This is a genomic window from Micromonospora sp. DT4 (assembly GCF_049841675.1).
In the GTDB taxonomy this organism is placed as follows: Bacteria; Actinomycetota; Actinomycetes; order Mycobacteriales; family Micromonosporaceae; genus Micromonospora.
Genome location: NZ_JBNCKT010000122.1, coordinates 1 through 15,006, shown reverse-complemented (window position 1 = coordinate 15,006; position 15,006 = coordinate 1). Strand labels below are relative to the sequence as shown.

The 15,006-nt window shown below is 71.5% G+C and carries 16 protein-coding genes; 9 read left to right on the top strand and 7 right to left on the bottom strand.

Going from position 1 to position 15,006, the window contains the following annotated elements; genetic code table 11:
* Positions 1-206: 206 nt before the first annotated feature.
* The gene (locus ACLQ24_RS24970) at positions 207-506 is read left to right on the top strand and encodes a hypothetical protein (RefSeq protein ID WP_425894138.1); all 300 of its coding nucleotides are present in this window, start codon (positions 207-209) and stop codon (positions 504-506) included.
* Entirely contained in the window at positions 506-805 is a 300-nt protein-coding gene (locus ACLQ24_RS24965; RefSeq protein WP_425894137.1) for a flavin reductase, read from the top strand. The genes ACLQ24_RS24970 and ACLQ24_RS24965 overlap by 1 nt, the downstream gene beginning before the upstream one ends.
* Here ACLQ24_RS24965 and ACLQ24_RS24960 read toward each other — a convergent pair.
* From ACLQ24_RS24960 to ACLQ24_RS24945, 4 genes are all read right to left on the bottom strand, one after another.
* Complete coding sequence (locus tag ACLQ24_RS24960; protein ID WP_425894136.1) at positions 772-1,488, bottom strand: thymidine kinase; 717 nt, start codon at positions 1,486-1,488, stop codon at positions 772-774. The genes ACLQ24_RS24965 and ACLQ24_RS24960 overlap by 34 nt on opposite strands.
* A gap of 52 nt (positions 1,489-1,540) precedes the next feature.
* A complete protein-coding gene (locus ACLQ24_RS24955; RefSeq protein ID WP_425894135.1) occupies positions 1,541-2,932 on the bottom strand; it encodes an MFS transporter in 1,392 nt (463 codons plus the stop codon).
* A gap of 22 nt (positions 2,933-2,954) precedes the next feature.
* On the bottom strand, positions 2,955-3,722 hold the full coding sequence (locus ACLQ24_RS24950; RefSeq protein WP_425894134.1) for a glycerophosphodiester phosphodiesterase: 768 nt from the start codon (positions 3,720-3,722) through the stop codon (positions 2,955-2,957).
* 301 nt (positions 3,723-4,023) lie between these two features.
* On the bottom strand, positions 4,024-4,794 hold the full coding sequence (locus tag ACLQ24_RS24945) for a lysophospholipid acyltransferase family protein (protein ID WP_425894133.1): 771 nt from the start codon (positions 4,792-4,794) through the stop codon (positions 4,024-4,026).
* Between the two features lie 174 nt (positions 4,795-4,968).
* Between ACLQ24_RS24945 and ACLQ24_RS24940 the strand changes: the two genes are divergently transcribed.
* The 4 genes from ACLQ24_RS24940 to ACLQ24_RS24925 all read left to right on the top strand — a co-directional run bounded on the left by ACLQ24_RS24940 (position 4,969) and on the right by ACLQ24_RS24925 (position 9,475).
* Positions 4,969-6,384 carry a cytochrome ubiquinol oxidase subunit I gene (locus ACLQ24_RS24940; protein ID WP_425894132.1) on the top strand — a complete coding sequence of 472 codons (1,416 nt, stop codon included), beginning with the start codon at positions 4,969-4,971 and terminating at the stop codon, positions 6,382-6,384.
* Positions 6,385-6,398: 14 nt separating this feature from the next.
* Positions 6,399-7,397: a cytochrome d ubiquinol oxidase subunit II gene (gene cydB / locus ACLQ24_RS24935; RefSeq protein WP_425894131.1), complete on the top strand. Its 999-nt coding sequence runs from the start codon at positions 6,399-6,401 to the stop codon at positions 7,395-7,397.
* Positions 7,398-7,590: 193 nt separating this feature from the next.
* Complete coding sequence (locus ACLQ24_RS24930) at positions 7,591-8,769, top strand: GNAT family N-acetyltransferase (RefSeq protein ID WP_425894130.1); 1,179 nt, start codon at positions 7,591-7,593, stop codon at positions 8,767-8,769.
* A gap of 298 nt (positions 8,770-9,067) precedes the next feature.
* Positions 9,068-9,475, top strand: a complete 408-nt coding sequence (locus tag ACLQ24_RS24925) for a MarR family winged helix-turn-helix transcriptional regulator (RefSeq protein WP_425894139.1) — start codon at positions 9,068-9,070, stop codon at positions 9,473-9,475.
* A gap of 42 nt (positions 9,476-9,517) precedes the next feature.
* On the opposite strand, the gene ACLQ24_RS24920 is transcribed toward ACLQ24_RS24925, so the two are convergent.
* Positions 9,518-10,210 (bottom strand): hypothetical protein, encoded by a 693-nt coding sequence (locus ACLQ24_RS24920; RefSeq protein WP_425894129.1) that lies wholly within the window; start codon positions 10,208-10,210, stop codon positions 9,518-9,520.
* A 73-nt stretch (positions 10,211-10,283) separates the two neighbouring features.
* Positions 10,284-10,745: a peroxiredoxin gene (locus ACLQ24_RS24915; protein ID WP_425894128.1), complete on the bottom strand. Its 462-nt coding sequence runs from the start codon at positions 10,743-10,745 to the stop codon at positions 10,284-10,286.
* A gap of 177 nt (positions 10,746-10,922) precedes the next feature.
* Between ACLQ24_RS24915 and ACLQ24_RS24910 the strand changes: the two genes are divergently transcribed.
* The gene (locus ACLQ24_RS24910; RefSeq protein WP_425894127.1) at positions 10,923-11,651 is read left to right on the top strand and encodes an SDR family oxidoreductase; all 729 of its coding nucleotides are present in this window, start codon (positions 10,923-10,925) and stop codon (positions 11,649-11,651) included.
* A gap of 119 nt (positions 11,652-11,770) precedes the next feature.
* On the opposite strand, the gene zwf is transcribed toward ACLQ24_RS24910, so the two are convergent.
* Positions 11,771-13,150, bottom strand: coding sequence for a glucose-6-phosphate dehydrogenase (gene zwf, locus ACLQ24_RS24905; protein WP_425894126.1), 1,380 nt, complete (start codon positions 13,148-13,150; stop codon positions 11,771-11,773).
* Positions 13,151-13,420: 270 nt separating this feature from the next.
* Between zwf and ACLQ24_RS24900 the strand changes: the two genes are divergently transcribed.
* Together ACLQ24_RS24900 and ACLQ24_RS24895 are read left to right on the top strand one after the other, a co-directional pair.
* The gene (locus ACLQ24_RS24900; RefSeq protein WP_425894125.1) at positions 13,421-14,224 is read left to right on the top strand and encodes an alpha/beta fold hydrolase; all 804 of its coding nucleotides are present in this window, start codon (positions 13,421-13,423) and stop codon (positions 14,222-14,224) included.
* A 5-nt stretch (positions 14,225-14,229) separates the two neighbouring features.
* The gene (locus ACLQ24_RS24895) at positions 14,230-14,817 is read left to right on the top strand and encodes a DinB family protein (protein ID WP_425894124.1); all 588 of its coding nucleotides are present in this window, start codon (positions 14,230-14,232) and stop codon (positions 14,815-14,817) included.
* Positions 14,818-15,006: the final 189 nt, after the last annotated feature.

Sequence of the window (15,006 nt, the reverse complement as noted above, 5' to 3'; positions counted from 1 at the left end):
AATGGACCCGTGCCTGCTTCCTTCCCGCAGGTACCCGCATGTCCGGATCTTGGACCTATTGCCGGTCGCTCTAAGCCCGCAGAGCCCGAGAAGTCGGAACCACCGCGCGTCCCGCCGGTAGACCCGATCGGGGCCCTCGTCCCACCGTTGCGGCGGCCCGACCGGGTGTTCCGCAACCTCGTCCCCGCGCACCGCTGGGTCACCGGATGACGGCGGTCGCGCGGCCGGTGAAGTCCGGTGACGTCCTGCTGCTGAGCACCGCCGCGAGTGTGCAATTCCGGCGTCCGATCACGGTCCGGGTGATCCGGCCCCTGGTCGATCGGCACACCTACCAGGGCTGGCTGTGGATCGACGCCTACGAGATCGGCCCGAAGGGGGACGCGGTTGCGCGGCGGGAGCTGTACATCATGCCCGCCGGAGCGCGGTGGATCGACACCCCCGCCCCGGCCCGGCCTCAGGTGAGCGCCCGCCGGCCCGTCCGGCGAACCTCGGTCGAGGTCGGCTGATGCCAGCCGGCGCGCGACCACACCACCCCGGTCTGCCGCACTGGCGGTGCCGGCGCTGCGGTGCCCACTGGCCGTGTTCGCCCGCACGCCTGTCGCTGCTGTCGCGCTGGCACGGCGACCGGGTCGGGATGGTGCTCATGCTGACGACCCTGCTCAATGAGGCGTTCACCGACGCGATGAAGCTGGGTGTGACGCCCGACCCGGCGGCGTACGTCGAACGGTTCCTGGAATGGGTACGTCCGCGCGGCGACGACGGCCGGGGCGGTCAGTCGCGGGGACCGAGGTCGCCGCTGCGGTAGTGCCGGCGGCACAGCACCTGGTAGCGCACGTCGGCGGTCTCGACGGTGTCGCCGATGACGACCTGTTCGCCCTCGCGGACCACCCGATCGTCGACGACCCGCGCGTTGAGCAGCCCTTCCCGGCCGCACCAGCACAGGACCTCGACCTGGATGCGGGCCACCTCGTCGGCCAACTCGAACAGGCGTTGCGCGGCGGGGAACAGGCAGGACCGGAAGTCGGTGGCGAGGCCGAACGCGAACACGTCCACGTCGTAGCTGTCCACCAGTTCGGCCATCTGCTCGACGTGCTCGACGGTGTAGAAGCACGCCTCGTCGCAGATGAGGTAGTCGACGCGTACCCCGTCGGCCCACCGGCCGCGCACGAGCGCCCGCAGGTCCAGGTCGTCGGTGACCTCGATGGCCTCGTGGGCCAGGCCGATGCGGGTGGTGACCTGGGGGCCCAGCGACCGGTCGATGCGGGTGGTGACCAGGCCCCGACGGCCCTGCCGGGCGTGGTTGTAGTTCATCTGCAGGGCCATCGTGGACTTACCGCAGTCCATCGGCCCCCAGAAGAACTTCAACGCCGCCGCGTGCACCGGCCGCCCGTCGAGCCCACGCGCGGCCACGCAGCCGGCGGGAGCGTGCGGCTGGCCAGGGAACGGGTGGGCCAGGCAGGTCGGGGTGGCAGCGGCGTCGTCGGTCACGGTCGGGCAGCCTAGCCGATCGACAGGCCCGGATCAGTCAGGTCGCACGTGCTCAGAGCACCCGTGGTGGGGTGTTGCCGGCCGCGATGATGGCCCGGCGCATCGGCACCGCCAACAGCAGCAGGAAACCGACCACGAAGAAGCCCACCAGTGAGATCAGGCCCACCCGGTACGAGGCGGTGAGCTGGAACACGATGCCGAACGCGAGCGGGCCGAGCCAGCTCGTACCCCTGTCGCTGATCTCGTAGAAGCCGTAGTACTCGCCCTCCTTGCCGGCGGGGATGAGCTGGCTGAACAGGGACCGGCTCAGCGCCTGGCTGCCGCCGAGGACCAGGCCGATGCCGGCGCCGAGCGCCATGAACGGCACCGGCGCCTCGGCGGGCAGCCAGAACACGCCCAGGATCACACCGGTCCAGAGCACCAGGCTGATCAGCACCGTCTTGCGCGCGCCGATGCGCCGGGCCAGCGCGCCGAGGAGCAACGCGCCGCCGAAGGCGAGGAACTGCACCAGCAGGATCGTGACGATCAGGGTGCTCTGCTCCAGCCGCAGCTCCTCGGTGCCGTACTGGCTGGCCAGCGTGATGACGGTCTGGATGCCGTCGTTGAAGATGAGGAACGCGAGCAGGAAGAACAACGTCAGCGGGTACGCCCTGACCTCGCGCAGGGTGCCGCCGAGCTGCCGGAACCCGTCGGTGAGCACGTTGCCCCGCGCGGCCCGGGCCGCCGCGCTGGGCCGCTCACGCAGCCAGCGCAACGGCACCAGGGTGAACGCCGCCCACCACACGCCGGCGGAGACGATCGACCAGCGGGCCAGGTCCAGGGTGCGCTGCGGGTTGCCGTCCTCGCTGAGCAGGGAGACCGCCGTCAGGTTCAACGCCAGCAGCACCCCACCGCCGAGGTAGCCCAGCGCCCACCCGCGGCTGGAGATGCCGTCCCGCTCGTCCGGGCCGCCGAGCTGCGGCAGGAACGAGTTGTAGACCACGATCGCGGCGCCGAAGGAGATGTTGGCGATCAGGAACAACGCGCCACCGAGCAGGTACCGGTCGCCGGTGACGAAGGCCATCGCGATGGTCGCGCCGGCGCCGGTGAACGCGGCCCCGCCGAGTAGGCGCTTCTTGTGCGCCGACCGGTCGGCGATCGCCCCGATGACCGGCAGCACGAAGACCGTCAGAAACACCGACAGCGAGATCAGGTACGGGTAGTACGACCCGGCCGCGACCCGGATGCCCAGCGGGTGCACGTACCCGTCGCAGGTGTCCGCGCCCAGTTCGCAGCCGGCGGCCGTCTCGGCGACGGTGGTCAGGAACGGGCCGAGGAACACGGTGATCACCGTGGACTGGAAGGCGGAGTTCGCCCAGTCGTAGATGTACCAGCCGCGGCGCTCGCGGCGGGTGCTCGCCGGAGGCGGGGTGTCGTCCACCGTGGGGGTCACGGTCTCGGCCATCGGGGGGTTCCTTCGGTGCTGGTCAGGCGGTCCAGTGGCCGCGGCTGCGGTAGACGTCGCGCAGCACGCCGACGTGATCGGTCATGATGCCATCCACACCACGATCCAGTAAGTCGTGCATCTGGCCCGGTTCGTCGATCGTCCAGACGTGCACCTGAAGGCCGAGCCGGTGGCAGTAGTCGACGAACCGGCGGTCCACCACCGGCACCCGGCCGTAGCGCGGCGGCACCTGCGCGGCGACCACCGACGGGGGCAGCCGCAGCGGTCGGCCGTGCAGGGAGGCCAGCCGCAACCGCGCCACGGCCCGCATGCCGAGGCTGGTGGCGACGCGCCCCCCGGTGAGGGCCCGCAGCCGGGCCAGTCGGGCGTCGCTGAACGAGGCGAGCAGCACCCGGTCGGCCGCGCCGACCCGGGTCAGGGTGGCGACCGTCGGCGCGACGCCGCCGTCGGCCTTCACGTCGATGTTGAAGCGGACCTGCGGCCAGGCGTCCAACACCTCGTCGAGTCGGGGTACGACGGCGGCGCCGCCGACGCGTACCGAGGCGAGGTCGGCCCAGCTCAGGTCGGCGATGCGCCCCGCCTCGCCGGTGACCCGGGCGAGCGTCGGGTCGTGGAAGATCACCGCGACGCCGTCGGCGGTGGCGTGCACGTCGGTCTCCACGTACCGGTAGCCCAGTCCGATGGCCCGGGCGAACGCCGCGGTGGTGTTCTCGTCGCCCTCGGCGGCGCCGCCGCGGTGGGCGAACGCCAGCGGCGCGGGCGCGTCGAGGTAGGCGGATCGGTTGAGCACGCGACGCAGTATGCACGCGGCCGGTGGAGCGCGGGTGGCCTGCCGGCGACATTCGTCCGGCCGCAGCAGGCCCTGGCGCCCCGTCACCCCGTGGGACGGGAGCGCCAGGTGCTCAGGGACGGGCGGCGTCGGCGCGCACCACGTAGCCGCCGGCGAGGATCGGGTACCGGGGGCGTGGGGACGCCTCCGGAGGCAGTTCCGTTTCCGGGTCCCGACAGCCGGTGTCGCCGTCATGGCCGGCTCGGCCCGCTATGTCGCGACAGAAAGTGCAAGATCGCGAGGGCGGGCGCGGGGCAGGGGGTCAGGGTGTGCGGCGGTGGGTGCGGCTGGTGTCGGTGGGGCGGCCGGGGTCGACGTGGCGAGGCCGGTCGGGTTCGTCGGGACGCAGTGGGGCGAGGGTGTCGGTGAGCGCGTCGATGACCCGGTTGGTGGCCCGGCGGGCCGCCCCCGGGTTGGTGGCGCTGGACTCGCCGAGGTCCACGGGCTCGCCGAAGCGCACCCGGATCACCGGGCGACGCCACGCTGCGCGGGCGATGCCGCGCAGCATTCCCCTCGGCGCCCGGTAGGGCAGCACCTCGTGCGCGCCCCACTGGGCGACCGGGACGACGGGAGCGCCGCAGGCCAGCGCGAGCCGGGCGACGCCGGTCTTGCCGCGTTCGGGCCACATGCCGGGGTCCAGGCCGATGCGTCCCTCGGGGTAGATGAGGATCACCGACCCCGCCGCGACGGCCTCGGCCGCGTCGTCGAGGGCCTGGTGTACGCCGCTGGTGCCCCGGTCGACCCGGATGTGCCCGACGTGGCGCATGGCGGTCCCGAGCACGGGGGCGCGGAACAGTCCGGCGGTCGCCATGATCCGCGGGGCGATGCCCCGGGTCCGGCAGGCGGCGATCATGACGAGGGGGTCGAACGGGCTGATGTGGTTGGCGGCCAGCACGAGCGGGCCTCGGCGCAGGTGCGCGGGGACGTCGCCGGTGACCTCGAGGCGGGCGAGCAGGCCGACCAGGGCGCGGGCCAGCACGAGGGCGGCGCGCCAGATCAGTGGTGGCTGCCAGGGGGAGGGCGCGGTATTCATCAGCGCGCCATCGTCGCACGCCACGGGGGCCCCGCGAGGGCGGGTCGGCCGGATGCCCGGGGTGATCAGGGTCATTGGTCCCGGGCCGGTTCGGGCCGCCCGGCCCTGCCCAATCCTCGACGACGAGCAGTAGCATTTACTACGTCTCGTAGTACGCATAGTTGGGGGTAACAGGTGGACGCGTTGGACGTCGCCCGGTGGCAGTTCGGTGTCACGACCGTCTACCACTTTCTCTTCGTGCCACTGACCATCGGCCTGTCCGTGCTGGTGGCGATCCTGCAGACGATGTGGCACCGCACCGGCAACGAGCGCTACCTCAAGCTCACCAAGTTCTACGGCAAGCTGTTCCTGATCAACTTCGCCATGGGTGTGGTCACCGGAATCGTGCAGGAGTTCCAGTTCGGCATGAACTGGAGCGACTACTCGCGCTTCGTGGGCGACATCTTCGGCGCGCCCCTGGCGATCGAGGCACTTGTCGCGTTCTTCCTCGAATCCACCTTCATCGGCCTGTGGATCTTCGGTTGGGACCGGCTGCCCAAGCGCGCGCACCTGGCCAGCATCTGGGCCGCCGCGATCGGCACGAACCTGTCCGCGTACTTCATCCTCGCCGCCAACTCGTTCATGCAGAACCCCGTCGGCTACCGGGTCAACCCAGACAGCGGACGCGCCGAGCTCACCGACTTCCCGGCCGTGCTGACCAACAAGGTCGCTCTGATCACCTTCCCGCACACCCTGGCCGGCTCGTTCCTGGTCGCCGGGTCGCTGATCGTCTCGGTCGGCCTGTGGCACGTCATCCGCAACCGCGACTCCGCCGACGCCGGCGCGTACCGCTTCGCCACGAAGTTCGGCTCCTGGGTCGTCCTGGTCGCCTCGGCCGCCGTGCTGTTCACCGGCGACATCCAGGGCAAGATCATGACGGACGTGCAGCCGATGAAGATGGCCGCCGCCGAGGGCCTCTACACCACCGAGAGCCCCGCCTCGTTCTCCGTGCTCACCATCGGCAGCCTCGACGGCAGCCGCGAGGTGTTCGCCCTGAAGATCCCGTACCTGCTGTCGTACCTGGGCACCGGCGACCCGCACGGCACCGTGCACGGCATCAACGACCTACAGGCCCAGTACGCCACCCAGTACGGCGCGGGCAGCTACACCCCGATCATCCCGGTCACCTACTGGAGCTTCCGCTTCATGATCGCCTTTGGGATGGCGGCGGGCGCGATCGCCCTGCTGGTGCTCTGGAGCCAGCGCAAGGGCCGTACCCCGAGCAGCAGATGGCTGCTGCGCGCCGGGCTGGCCATGCCGGTCCTGCCGCTACTGGCGAACGCCTTCGGCTGGATCTTCACCGAGATGGGCCGCCAGCCGTGGATCGTCTTCGGCGAGATGCTCACCCGCAACGGCGTGTCCCGCAGCGTCTCGCTGACCGAGGTGCTCACCTCGTTCACCGCCTTCACGCTGATCTACGCCACCCTCGCCGTCATCGAGGTCAAACTGCTGCTGCGCTACGCCAGGGCCGGCGTGCCCGACGTCAGCGAAGAGCACCCCATCGACGACACCCACGACGACGCCGAGCGCCCGCTCGCCTTCGCCTACTGATCCCGGAGCCCATCGTGGACCTGACCACCATCTGGTTTCTCCTCGTCGCCGTGCTGTTCACCGGCTACTTCATCCTGGAGGGCTTCGACTTCGGCGTCGGCATGCTGCTGCCCGTGCTCGGCCGCGACGACCGCGAACGCCGCGTCCTGATCAACACCATCGGCCCGGTCTGGGACGGCAACGAGGTGTGGCTGATCACCGCCGGCGGCGCGATGTTCGCCGCGTTTCCCGAGTGGTACGCCACCCTCTTCTCCGGCTTCTACCTGCCGCTGCTGCTGATCCTGCTGGCCCTGATCGCTCGCGGGGTGGCCTTCGAGTACCGGCACAAGCGCCCCGAGGCGTCCTGGAAGCGCCGCTGGGACGCCGCCATCGTGGCCGGCTCGCTGCTGCCGGCGATCCTGTGGGGCGTCGCCTTCGCCGACATCCTGCGCGGCGTACCGCTGGACGCCGACCACGAGTACGTCGGCGGCCTCGTCGACCTGCTCAACCCGTACGCCCTGCTCGGTGGCGCGACCACCCTCGCGCTGTTCCTCACCCACGGCGCGGTGTTCCTGGCTTTGAAGACCACCGGCGACATCCGCGAGCGCGCGGGCGCCCTCGCGGTGCGCCTGGGCGTCGGGGCCGCCGTGCTCGCGGTGGGCTTCCTGACCTGGACGTTGAGCATCCGCTCCAGCGCGGCCGCCGTCGTGCTCGCCGTCGGCGCGGCCCTCGCCCTGCTCGGCGCGCTGGCCGCCGCCCGGGTACGCCGGGAAGGCTGGGCGTTCGCCGGGACAGCCGTGACGATCGGCCTGGCCGTGGCGACCCTCTTCGCGGCGCTGTTCCCGAACGTGCTGCCGTCCACCCTCGACGCGGCGGGCACGCTCACGGCCACCAACGCCGCCTCCACCCCCTACACCCTGAAGATCATGACGTGGGTGGCGGTGATCTTCACTCCGGTGGTGCTGGCCTACCAGGGCTGGACGTACTGGGTGTTCCGCAAGCGCATCGGCGTGGCCAACATCCCGCAACACTGACCCCCGCCCCGCCCCGCCCCGCCCCGCCCCGCCCCTGCTTCCCGCGGCCTCGCGCTGCCGATCATGGACTTGTGGTGCCCGACTCGGGCGTGTCGAGGGCCGTTTGTCACCCACCACAACTCCATGATCGGCGGGGTTCGTCCGGGGGGTATATCGACTGTTGGGTGTGGGGGCGTGCGGCTACGGTGTGCCGATGCGCGTTCGTGAACTCACCATCGACGACCTGGACGACGCCTGGGAGCTGGGCCGGCTCGCCTTCGGCTCCCGCCAGGAACGTGCCCCCAGCACGAGCGTCGAGGTGCCCGGCATGACGCGCTACGGCGCGTTCGACGACACCGACCGGCTCGTCGGCAAGGCCGTCGACCTGCACCACGACCAGTGGTGGTCCGGTCGGGCCGTCGCGGCGGCCGACGTCGCCGGGGTGGCGGTCGCCCCCGAGGCGCGGGGCCGGGGCGTGGCCCGAGCCCTGCTCACCGCCCTGCTGGCCGGGGCCCGCGAGCGCGGCGCGGCGATCAGCGCCCTGTACCCGACCATCGCCGCTCCCTACCGCGCCTGCGGCTGGGAGACCGGCGGTGTGCTGCGGACCGTCAACCTCGCCACCGCCGCGCTGCCCCGGCACCGGCCCGCGTCGCACCTGACCGTCCGGGCCGGCACGCCCGCCGACCTGGACGCCGTCGCCGACCTGTACGAGCGGGTCGCCCGCCATCGCAACGGCATGTTGACGCGCCGGGGAAAGCTGTTCGACTTCTTCGCCGCCGACGCGAAGCTTCCCGGTGACGGGCTCACCCTCGTCGAGGACGACGGCGACCTGGTGGGCTACGCCACCTGGGAGCGGGGCCGCGGTTACGGCGCGGACTCGGTCCTCACCGTCGACGAGGCCCTGGCCACCACCGCCGACGCGGCCCGGGAACTCGTCGGGGTGCTCGGAAGCTGGGCCAGCGTCGCGCCGACCCTGCGGTTATGCCCGCTCGACGGTGACGCCGTCGGCGTCCACCTGCCGTTGGAGGCGGCCCGCGACCACGAGCGGGACCTGTGGATGCACCGCCCGGTCGACGTCGTACGGGCGGTGGGCGAACGCGGTTGGCCCGCCCACGCGCGGGGCGTCGTCGATTTTCACCTCACCGACCCGCTCGCCGACTGGAACACCGGCGGTTGGCGGTTGACCGTCGCCGACGGCGCCGCCGAGCTGACCCGGATCGACGGCGACGCGGACCTGCGGCTGGACGTCCGCGGCTTCGCGCTGCTGTACGCCGGGGCGGCGCGTGCCCGCTCGGTGGCCCAGGCCGGCCTGCTGGACTGTGCCGGCGTCGAGCCGGACGCCCTGGACCTGCTGGGCGCCGGCGGCCCGGCACAACTGCTCGACTACTTCTGACGGCCCTTTCGGGGACGGGTGGCCGTGCGCCTCGCCGATAGGGTGTGCCGGTGGAAATCCTGGCTCGTGTCCACTCCGGAACGGCGGTGCAGCGGCTGCTGCCCCATCCGCGCCTGCCGTTGGTGGCGGCCTGGGACGCCGACCGTCCGGCGATCCGGATCTGGGAGTACGGGGACGGACCGCTGCGGCAGCGCGGAGCCCTCGGCGTGGGTTCGACCGTCTACGCCGGGGACGCCGACGATGAGCGGACACCAGGGGCGCGACGGCGGACGCCACCGCCCCGCAGTCACCCGCCGGGCTGCGTACCGCCCCGAGTTGGCTACTCAACCAGGCCGCCACCCACGCCGGCCGGCTCATCAGCGCCGGCTTCGCCGCGGACGACCTGCGCGGCTACCACTACCGGCTGCTCGTGGCGCTGGCCGAGAGCGGACCCGCCAGCCAAGCCGACCTGGGACGTCGCTGCGGCATCGACCGCAGCGACGTCGTGGCCGCCGTCAACGACCTGGCCGGCCGAGGACTCGTCGTGCGCGCACCCGACCCGGCCGACCGCCGCCGCAACGTCATCAGCCTCACCGACGCCGGCGCCGACACGGCCCACCGGATGGCCGACACCGTCGCCCGGGTCCAGGACGACCTGCTCGCGCCCCTGTCGAGCGCCGAACGCGAGCAGCTCACCCGCCTGCTCGACCACCACGGCGGCCACTGATCCGACACCGCCGGGCCGGCCACCCCCGGCAGGAGGCAGCGCTCAGCTCGCCTCGCGCAGCTCCGCCAACCGGGCCTCGATCTCGGCCAGCTCCGCACGCAGCTTCTCCGCCTGCTGCTCCGCCTCAGCCCGCTCGGCGCCCAGGATCTGCTCCACCGCCTCCTGCACACCCGGCACGTCCACCAACGCCACCATCTTCAACGCCTCGGCCGGCTTCACCACGTACGGCTTCGCGAGCGCCTTGCTGCCCTGCTGCGCGGCGACCGTCCACTCGCCATCCGCGTACGCCAAAGTCACCGTCAGGCCCGCGGGCCCCTTGGGCTTCGCGGCCTTGACCGCCCGCCGCGCCGGCGGCTTCTCAGCCTGCTCCACCTTCGGCTCCTCCTGTCGCTGCGCGGGCACCCGCGGCGTGTCCAACACGAACTCCGGCACGGCCGGCACGGGCGTCGGCTCCGGCTCCGGCTCCGGCTCCGGTTTCGGCTCCGCCACCCGCCGGCCCGCGCCCTTGGGCGCCACCGCCAGATCGGCAGGGGAGAACGGCAACTCGTCACGGCCGAACCGCACCACGACGAACTCGTCGGACACGTCCGGATCGGTCAACTCGACCACCTGGCCGACCTGACCGGCGATCTGCCCCGCCGCCGCGGTGAACACCACCCTCGGCTTACGACCGGCCACCAACGCCTCCCGGATGCTCTGCACCTCGTCAGTGGACAAACCCTGGCCGGCATCCATCACAACCCTCTTCCGTACACCTGTTTGATTGCTGTCTTGATACCAGTCGACTGCGACACCCGCCGCACGGGGCTCAGCCGCCCAGCGCCCGCAACGCCCGATCCGCGTGGTCGTTCATGCTGACCTCGCTGTGGATCACCTCGATGATCCGCCGGTCCGTGCCGATCACGAACGTCATCCGCTTCGTGCTCAGCGCCCCCAGCGGCACCCGCCGCCGCACCCCGAACGCCCGCGCGACCGTGCCGTCCACGTCCGACAGCAGCGGATAGTCGAACCCGTGCATCTTCGAGAACTCCGCCTGCTTGGCCACCTCGTCGCGGCTGATACCCACCCGCGACGCGCCCAGCGCCGTGAACTCCGCCGCCAGGTCCCGGAAGTGACAGCTCTCCGCCGTGCACCCACGCGTCATCGCCCCGGGATAGAAGAACAGCACCATCGGCCCCGACGCCAGGAACTCCGACAGCCGCCGCGGCGTGCCCGTCTCATCCGACAACTCGAAATCGTCCACGACATCGCCGACACCCACACCCGCCACCGCGCACCTCCGTTGTCCGACCGACCGCGCGGTGAGCGTAAGCGATCACACGCAGAGCGCCGACACCCCGCCGCCGCCGCGCACCAATGCCCGCCCCGTGTAACCCTCCTTACGACGACTCGCCCGCACCGGTCGCGGTAGCGTCGGCGCAACCCCACCGACACCCGTGGAGACGCCATGGCACCCGTCACCGTCATCACCGGCGGAGGCCGCGGCATCGGCGCGGCCACCGCCCGCCGCCTCGCCGCGGCCGGCCACCACATCGCGCTGTGCTACCGCCGCGACGACGACGCCGCCGCGACCGTCCTGGCCGACCTGCACGCCACCGGCGTCCAGGCCATCGCCGTACGCGCCGACACCACCGACCCCGACCAGGTCACCGCCCTGTTCGACGCCGCCGCGCAGCTCGGCCCCCTCACCGGCCTGGTCAACAACGCCGGCGTCACCAGCCTCATCGGCCCGTTCACCGAGCTGCGCGTGGACGACCTGCGCCGCGTCGTCGACGTCAACCTCATCGGGTACGTCCTCTGCGCCCAGCAGGCCGCCCGCCGCCTCACCGAGGGCGGCGCCATCGTCAACGTCTCCTCCGCCGCCGCAACCCTCGGCAGTCCGGGGGAGTACGTGCACTACGCCGCCGTCAAGGCCGCCACCGACACCCTCACCGTGGGCCTGGCCAAGGAACTCGCGCCGCGCGGCATCCGCGTCAACGGCGTCGCACCCGGCCTCGTCCGCACCGACATCCACGCCGACTCCGGCGTACCCGACCGCCCCGACAGCGCCGCCCACCGTGTCCCGATGGGCCGCGCCGGCGAACCCGACGAGATCGCCGCCGCCATCGCCTGGCTGCTCAGCCCGGACGCCTCCTACACCGCCGGCGCCGTACTACGGGTCTCCGGCGCCCTGTGAGAGCGGACGGCCGGGTGGAACGTCCCCACAACGTGCCCACCCCACACCCAACCGGCAAACCTCACCATCGCCGGACGGTCCCTCCCGTGAGCTGAGCGGTCACTCAGCCCACGCCGCAACTACCGCAGGTCCGGCGTGTGCCAGCCACCCGCCAACGCATCCGCGTCCGCCGGACCCCAACTACCCTTGTCGTACGACCGCACCGGCGCCGCCAGATCCAGGACCGGCTCCACGATCCGCCACTCCTGCCGAATCGTCTCCGCCCGCGCGAACCGCAGATGCTGCCCGTCCATCGCGTCGTCGAGCAACCGCTCGTACGCCTCCTGACGGCGACCCAACGCCACACCGAAATCCACCGACAGGCCAACCGGCCGACTCGCCACCTCCGCGCCCGGACTCTTCGCCTGAATCGACATCGTGATGCCGTCCCCACGACCCAACCGGAACCGCAACAGGTTCGCCGGCGCCACCGCCCCACCCTCGGCAGGAATCAACGACCGCTGCGGCCGCTTGAACTCGACCACCACCTCCGTCGCCGTCCCCGGCAACGACTTACCCGTCCGCAGATAGAACGGCACACCCGCCCACCGGGCAGAATCCACCGTCAACCGCGTCGCCACGAACGTCTCCGTGTTCGAATCCGGCGCGACACCCGGCTCATCGCGGTAACCCGCGTACTGCCCCCGCACCGTCGACTCCGGCGACAACGGCACGATCTGCCGCAGCACCGCCGCCTCCGCCTCGCGGAACGCGTCCACGTCGTCACCCGCCGGCGCGTCCATCGCGATCAACGCCACGACCTGCAAAATGTGGTTCTGCAACACGTCCCGCGTCGCACCCACCGTGTCGTAGAAACCGGCCCGACCCTGCGTACCGAAACCCTCGGCGAGCGTCACCTGCACGTTGTCGATGTGCTCACGGTTCCACAACGGCTCGAACAGCCGGTTGGCGAACCGGAACGCGTACAAACCCTCCACCGCCTCCTTGCCGAGGTAGTGGTCGATCCGGAACACCCGACTCGCGTCGAAGGCCGCCCCCAGCGTCCGATCCAACTCCTCCGACGACGCCAGGTCACGCCCGAACGGCTTCTCCACGATCACCCGACCACGATCGGCCAACCCGACCGCCGCCAGACCCCGCACCACCGAACCGAACACCATCGGCGGAATCGCCAGATAGAAGATCGGCCGCTGCGCGTCACCAAGACGCTCCGCCAGCCGCTCGTACGTCGCCGGATCCGCGTAATCCCCGGAGATCATCGACAGGTTGGCCGCCAACGCGTCGAACGTCTCGTCATCCACCTCGTCCGTGGCCTCCGCCACCGACTTACGGGCGGTCGTCACCAACTGCTGATCATCCCAGGGGGAGCGGGCCACCCCGATCACCGGAACGTCGAGACGTTCCCGCCGCGTCAACTCGTACAGCGCCGGAAACAGCTTCTTCGAGACAAGATCACCTGTCACGCCGAACAGCACAACCGCGTCTGAGCGCACGCGCATGACACTTCCATCCGATCATGTGGACCTGATCTTCCGAACGGACAACGGCGCGCCCCGCCAGAGGAATTCCCAGCGAGCGGCCCACGTGAGGTCGGCGACAGCGACGGCGCATACCCGGCACAAAACCGCAGCTCAGGGCTGTGACGCGCACGACACCCACCCTGATCGACGGCTCTCGATCATCCTACGGTCCGCGAACCCCGACACTCCACCCCCGCCTACGACGGAAGATGACGCGGTAACACCCATCCGCCCCCGAGAAGGACCAGCATGCCCCTGGCAGCCGACCGCTCACCGCAAGCCGGCCCCGACATCGTGTGCCTGCCGATGTTCGGCACGACCCGCGCCACCACCGCCGCCGCCTTCCACCCCGCCCTCGCCGACACCGGCCTCCGGGAGACATACCTGGACCTGCCCGGCCACGGCGACACCCCACCCACCTGCGCGCCCACCTCCCAGGCGCTGCTGACCACCATCTGCGCCTGGCTCGACCACCACATCGACGCCCCGGCCCTGCTGGCCGGCGCCTCCTACGGCGCCTACCTCGCCGCCGGCATCGCCCGCCAACGCCCCGACCTCGTCCGCGGCCTCCTCCTCGTCTGCCCCGGCATCACCATCGCACCGGCCAGCCCCACCCTGCCCGAGCACCGTCCGCCCCCCGGACCCACCGGCTGGCTCGACGCCGCCCCCACCGACCTGCGCCCACACCTCGACACCGCGCTGGGCCACCGCACCCCGACCGTCGTCGCCACCGTCGTAGACGCCCTCAACACCGGCGGCCCCGGCGACCACACCTTCCAACAGGAACTGCGAACAGGACCCGGGTACGCGCTCCCCGACGAAACCGCCGACACCCCCTTCGACGGGCCGGTCACCATACTCACCGGCCGCCAGGACGGCATCGTCGGCTTCGCCGACCAGTTCCACGCCATGCGCCGCTACCCCCGAGGCACCTACACCACCCTCGACGACACCGGTCACTACCTGCCCTTCGAACAACCCGCCCTGCTCCGCGCCCACACCCAGGCCTGGCTCCGCCGAACCCCACAACCCGGGGCCGGTACGCCACAATGACCGCCATGGCTGACCTGGGCGACACCAAGGCCGCAATGCACTACTACCTCCGCAGGAGCCGCGACGATCTCATCTGGAAACTCGACGGCATCGGCGAACGCGACGCCCGAACGCCCCGCACCACCACCGGCAACAACATGCTGGGCGTCGTCAAACACTGCCTCAACGCCGAGGCCGCCTACTTCGGCACCACCTTCGGCCGCGAGTTCCCCACACCGGAGGAACTGGTCCCACTCACCGCGTTCGACGACGATCCCCAAGCGGACTGGTACGCGTACGCAGACGAGACCAAGGACGGCCTCCTCGACCTGTACCGCCGCGTCGCCGCGTTCGCGGACGAGACGATCGACCAGCTACCGCTCGACGCGCCGGGGCAGGTGCCCTGGTGGCAGCCCGGCCGGCAGGACGTGACGCTGGCCCGGATCATCATGCACGTCACCGGCGACCTCGCCCGGCACGCCGGTCACCTGGACATCATGCGTGAGCAGCACGACGGGGCCGTCGGGTGGCGGCAGGACGGCACCAGCATCCCCGAGTACGACTGGCCGGCGTACGTCGAGAAGCTGCGCAAACTGGCCGACCAGTTCGACTGACCGAGCCCAGGCGAGAAGAGCCGGCCGAACCGCGCTGCCCGGCCGCCGCGCCGGCCGGGCAGCCACCCCGCCTCGATCACCCACGCCACGCGGCCGAGGCGGCACGACGAGGCACTAGGGCCTGTCTTGTGGATCATGGTTGGTGGGGTAGGAACATCACGGGTGTCCGGAGTGTTACCCGAGCGCTAT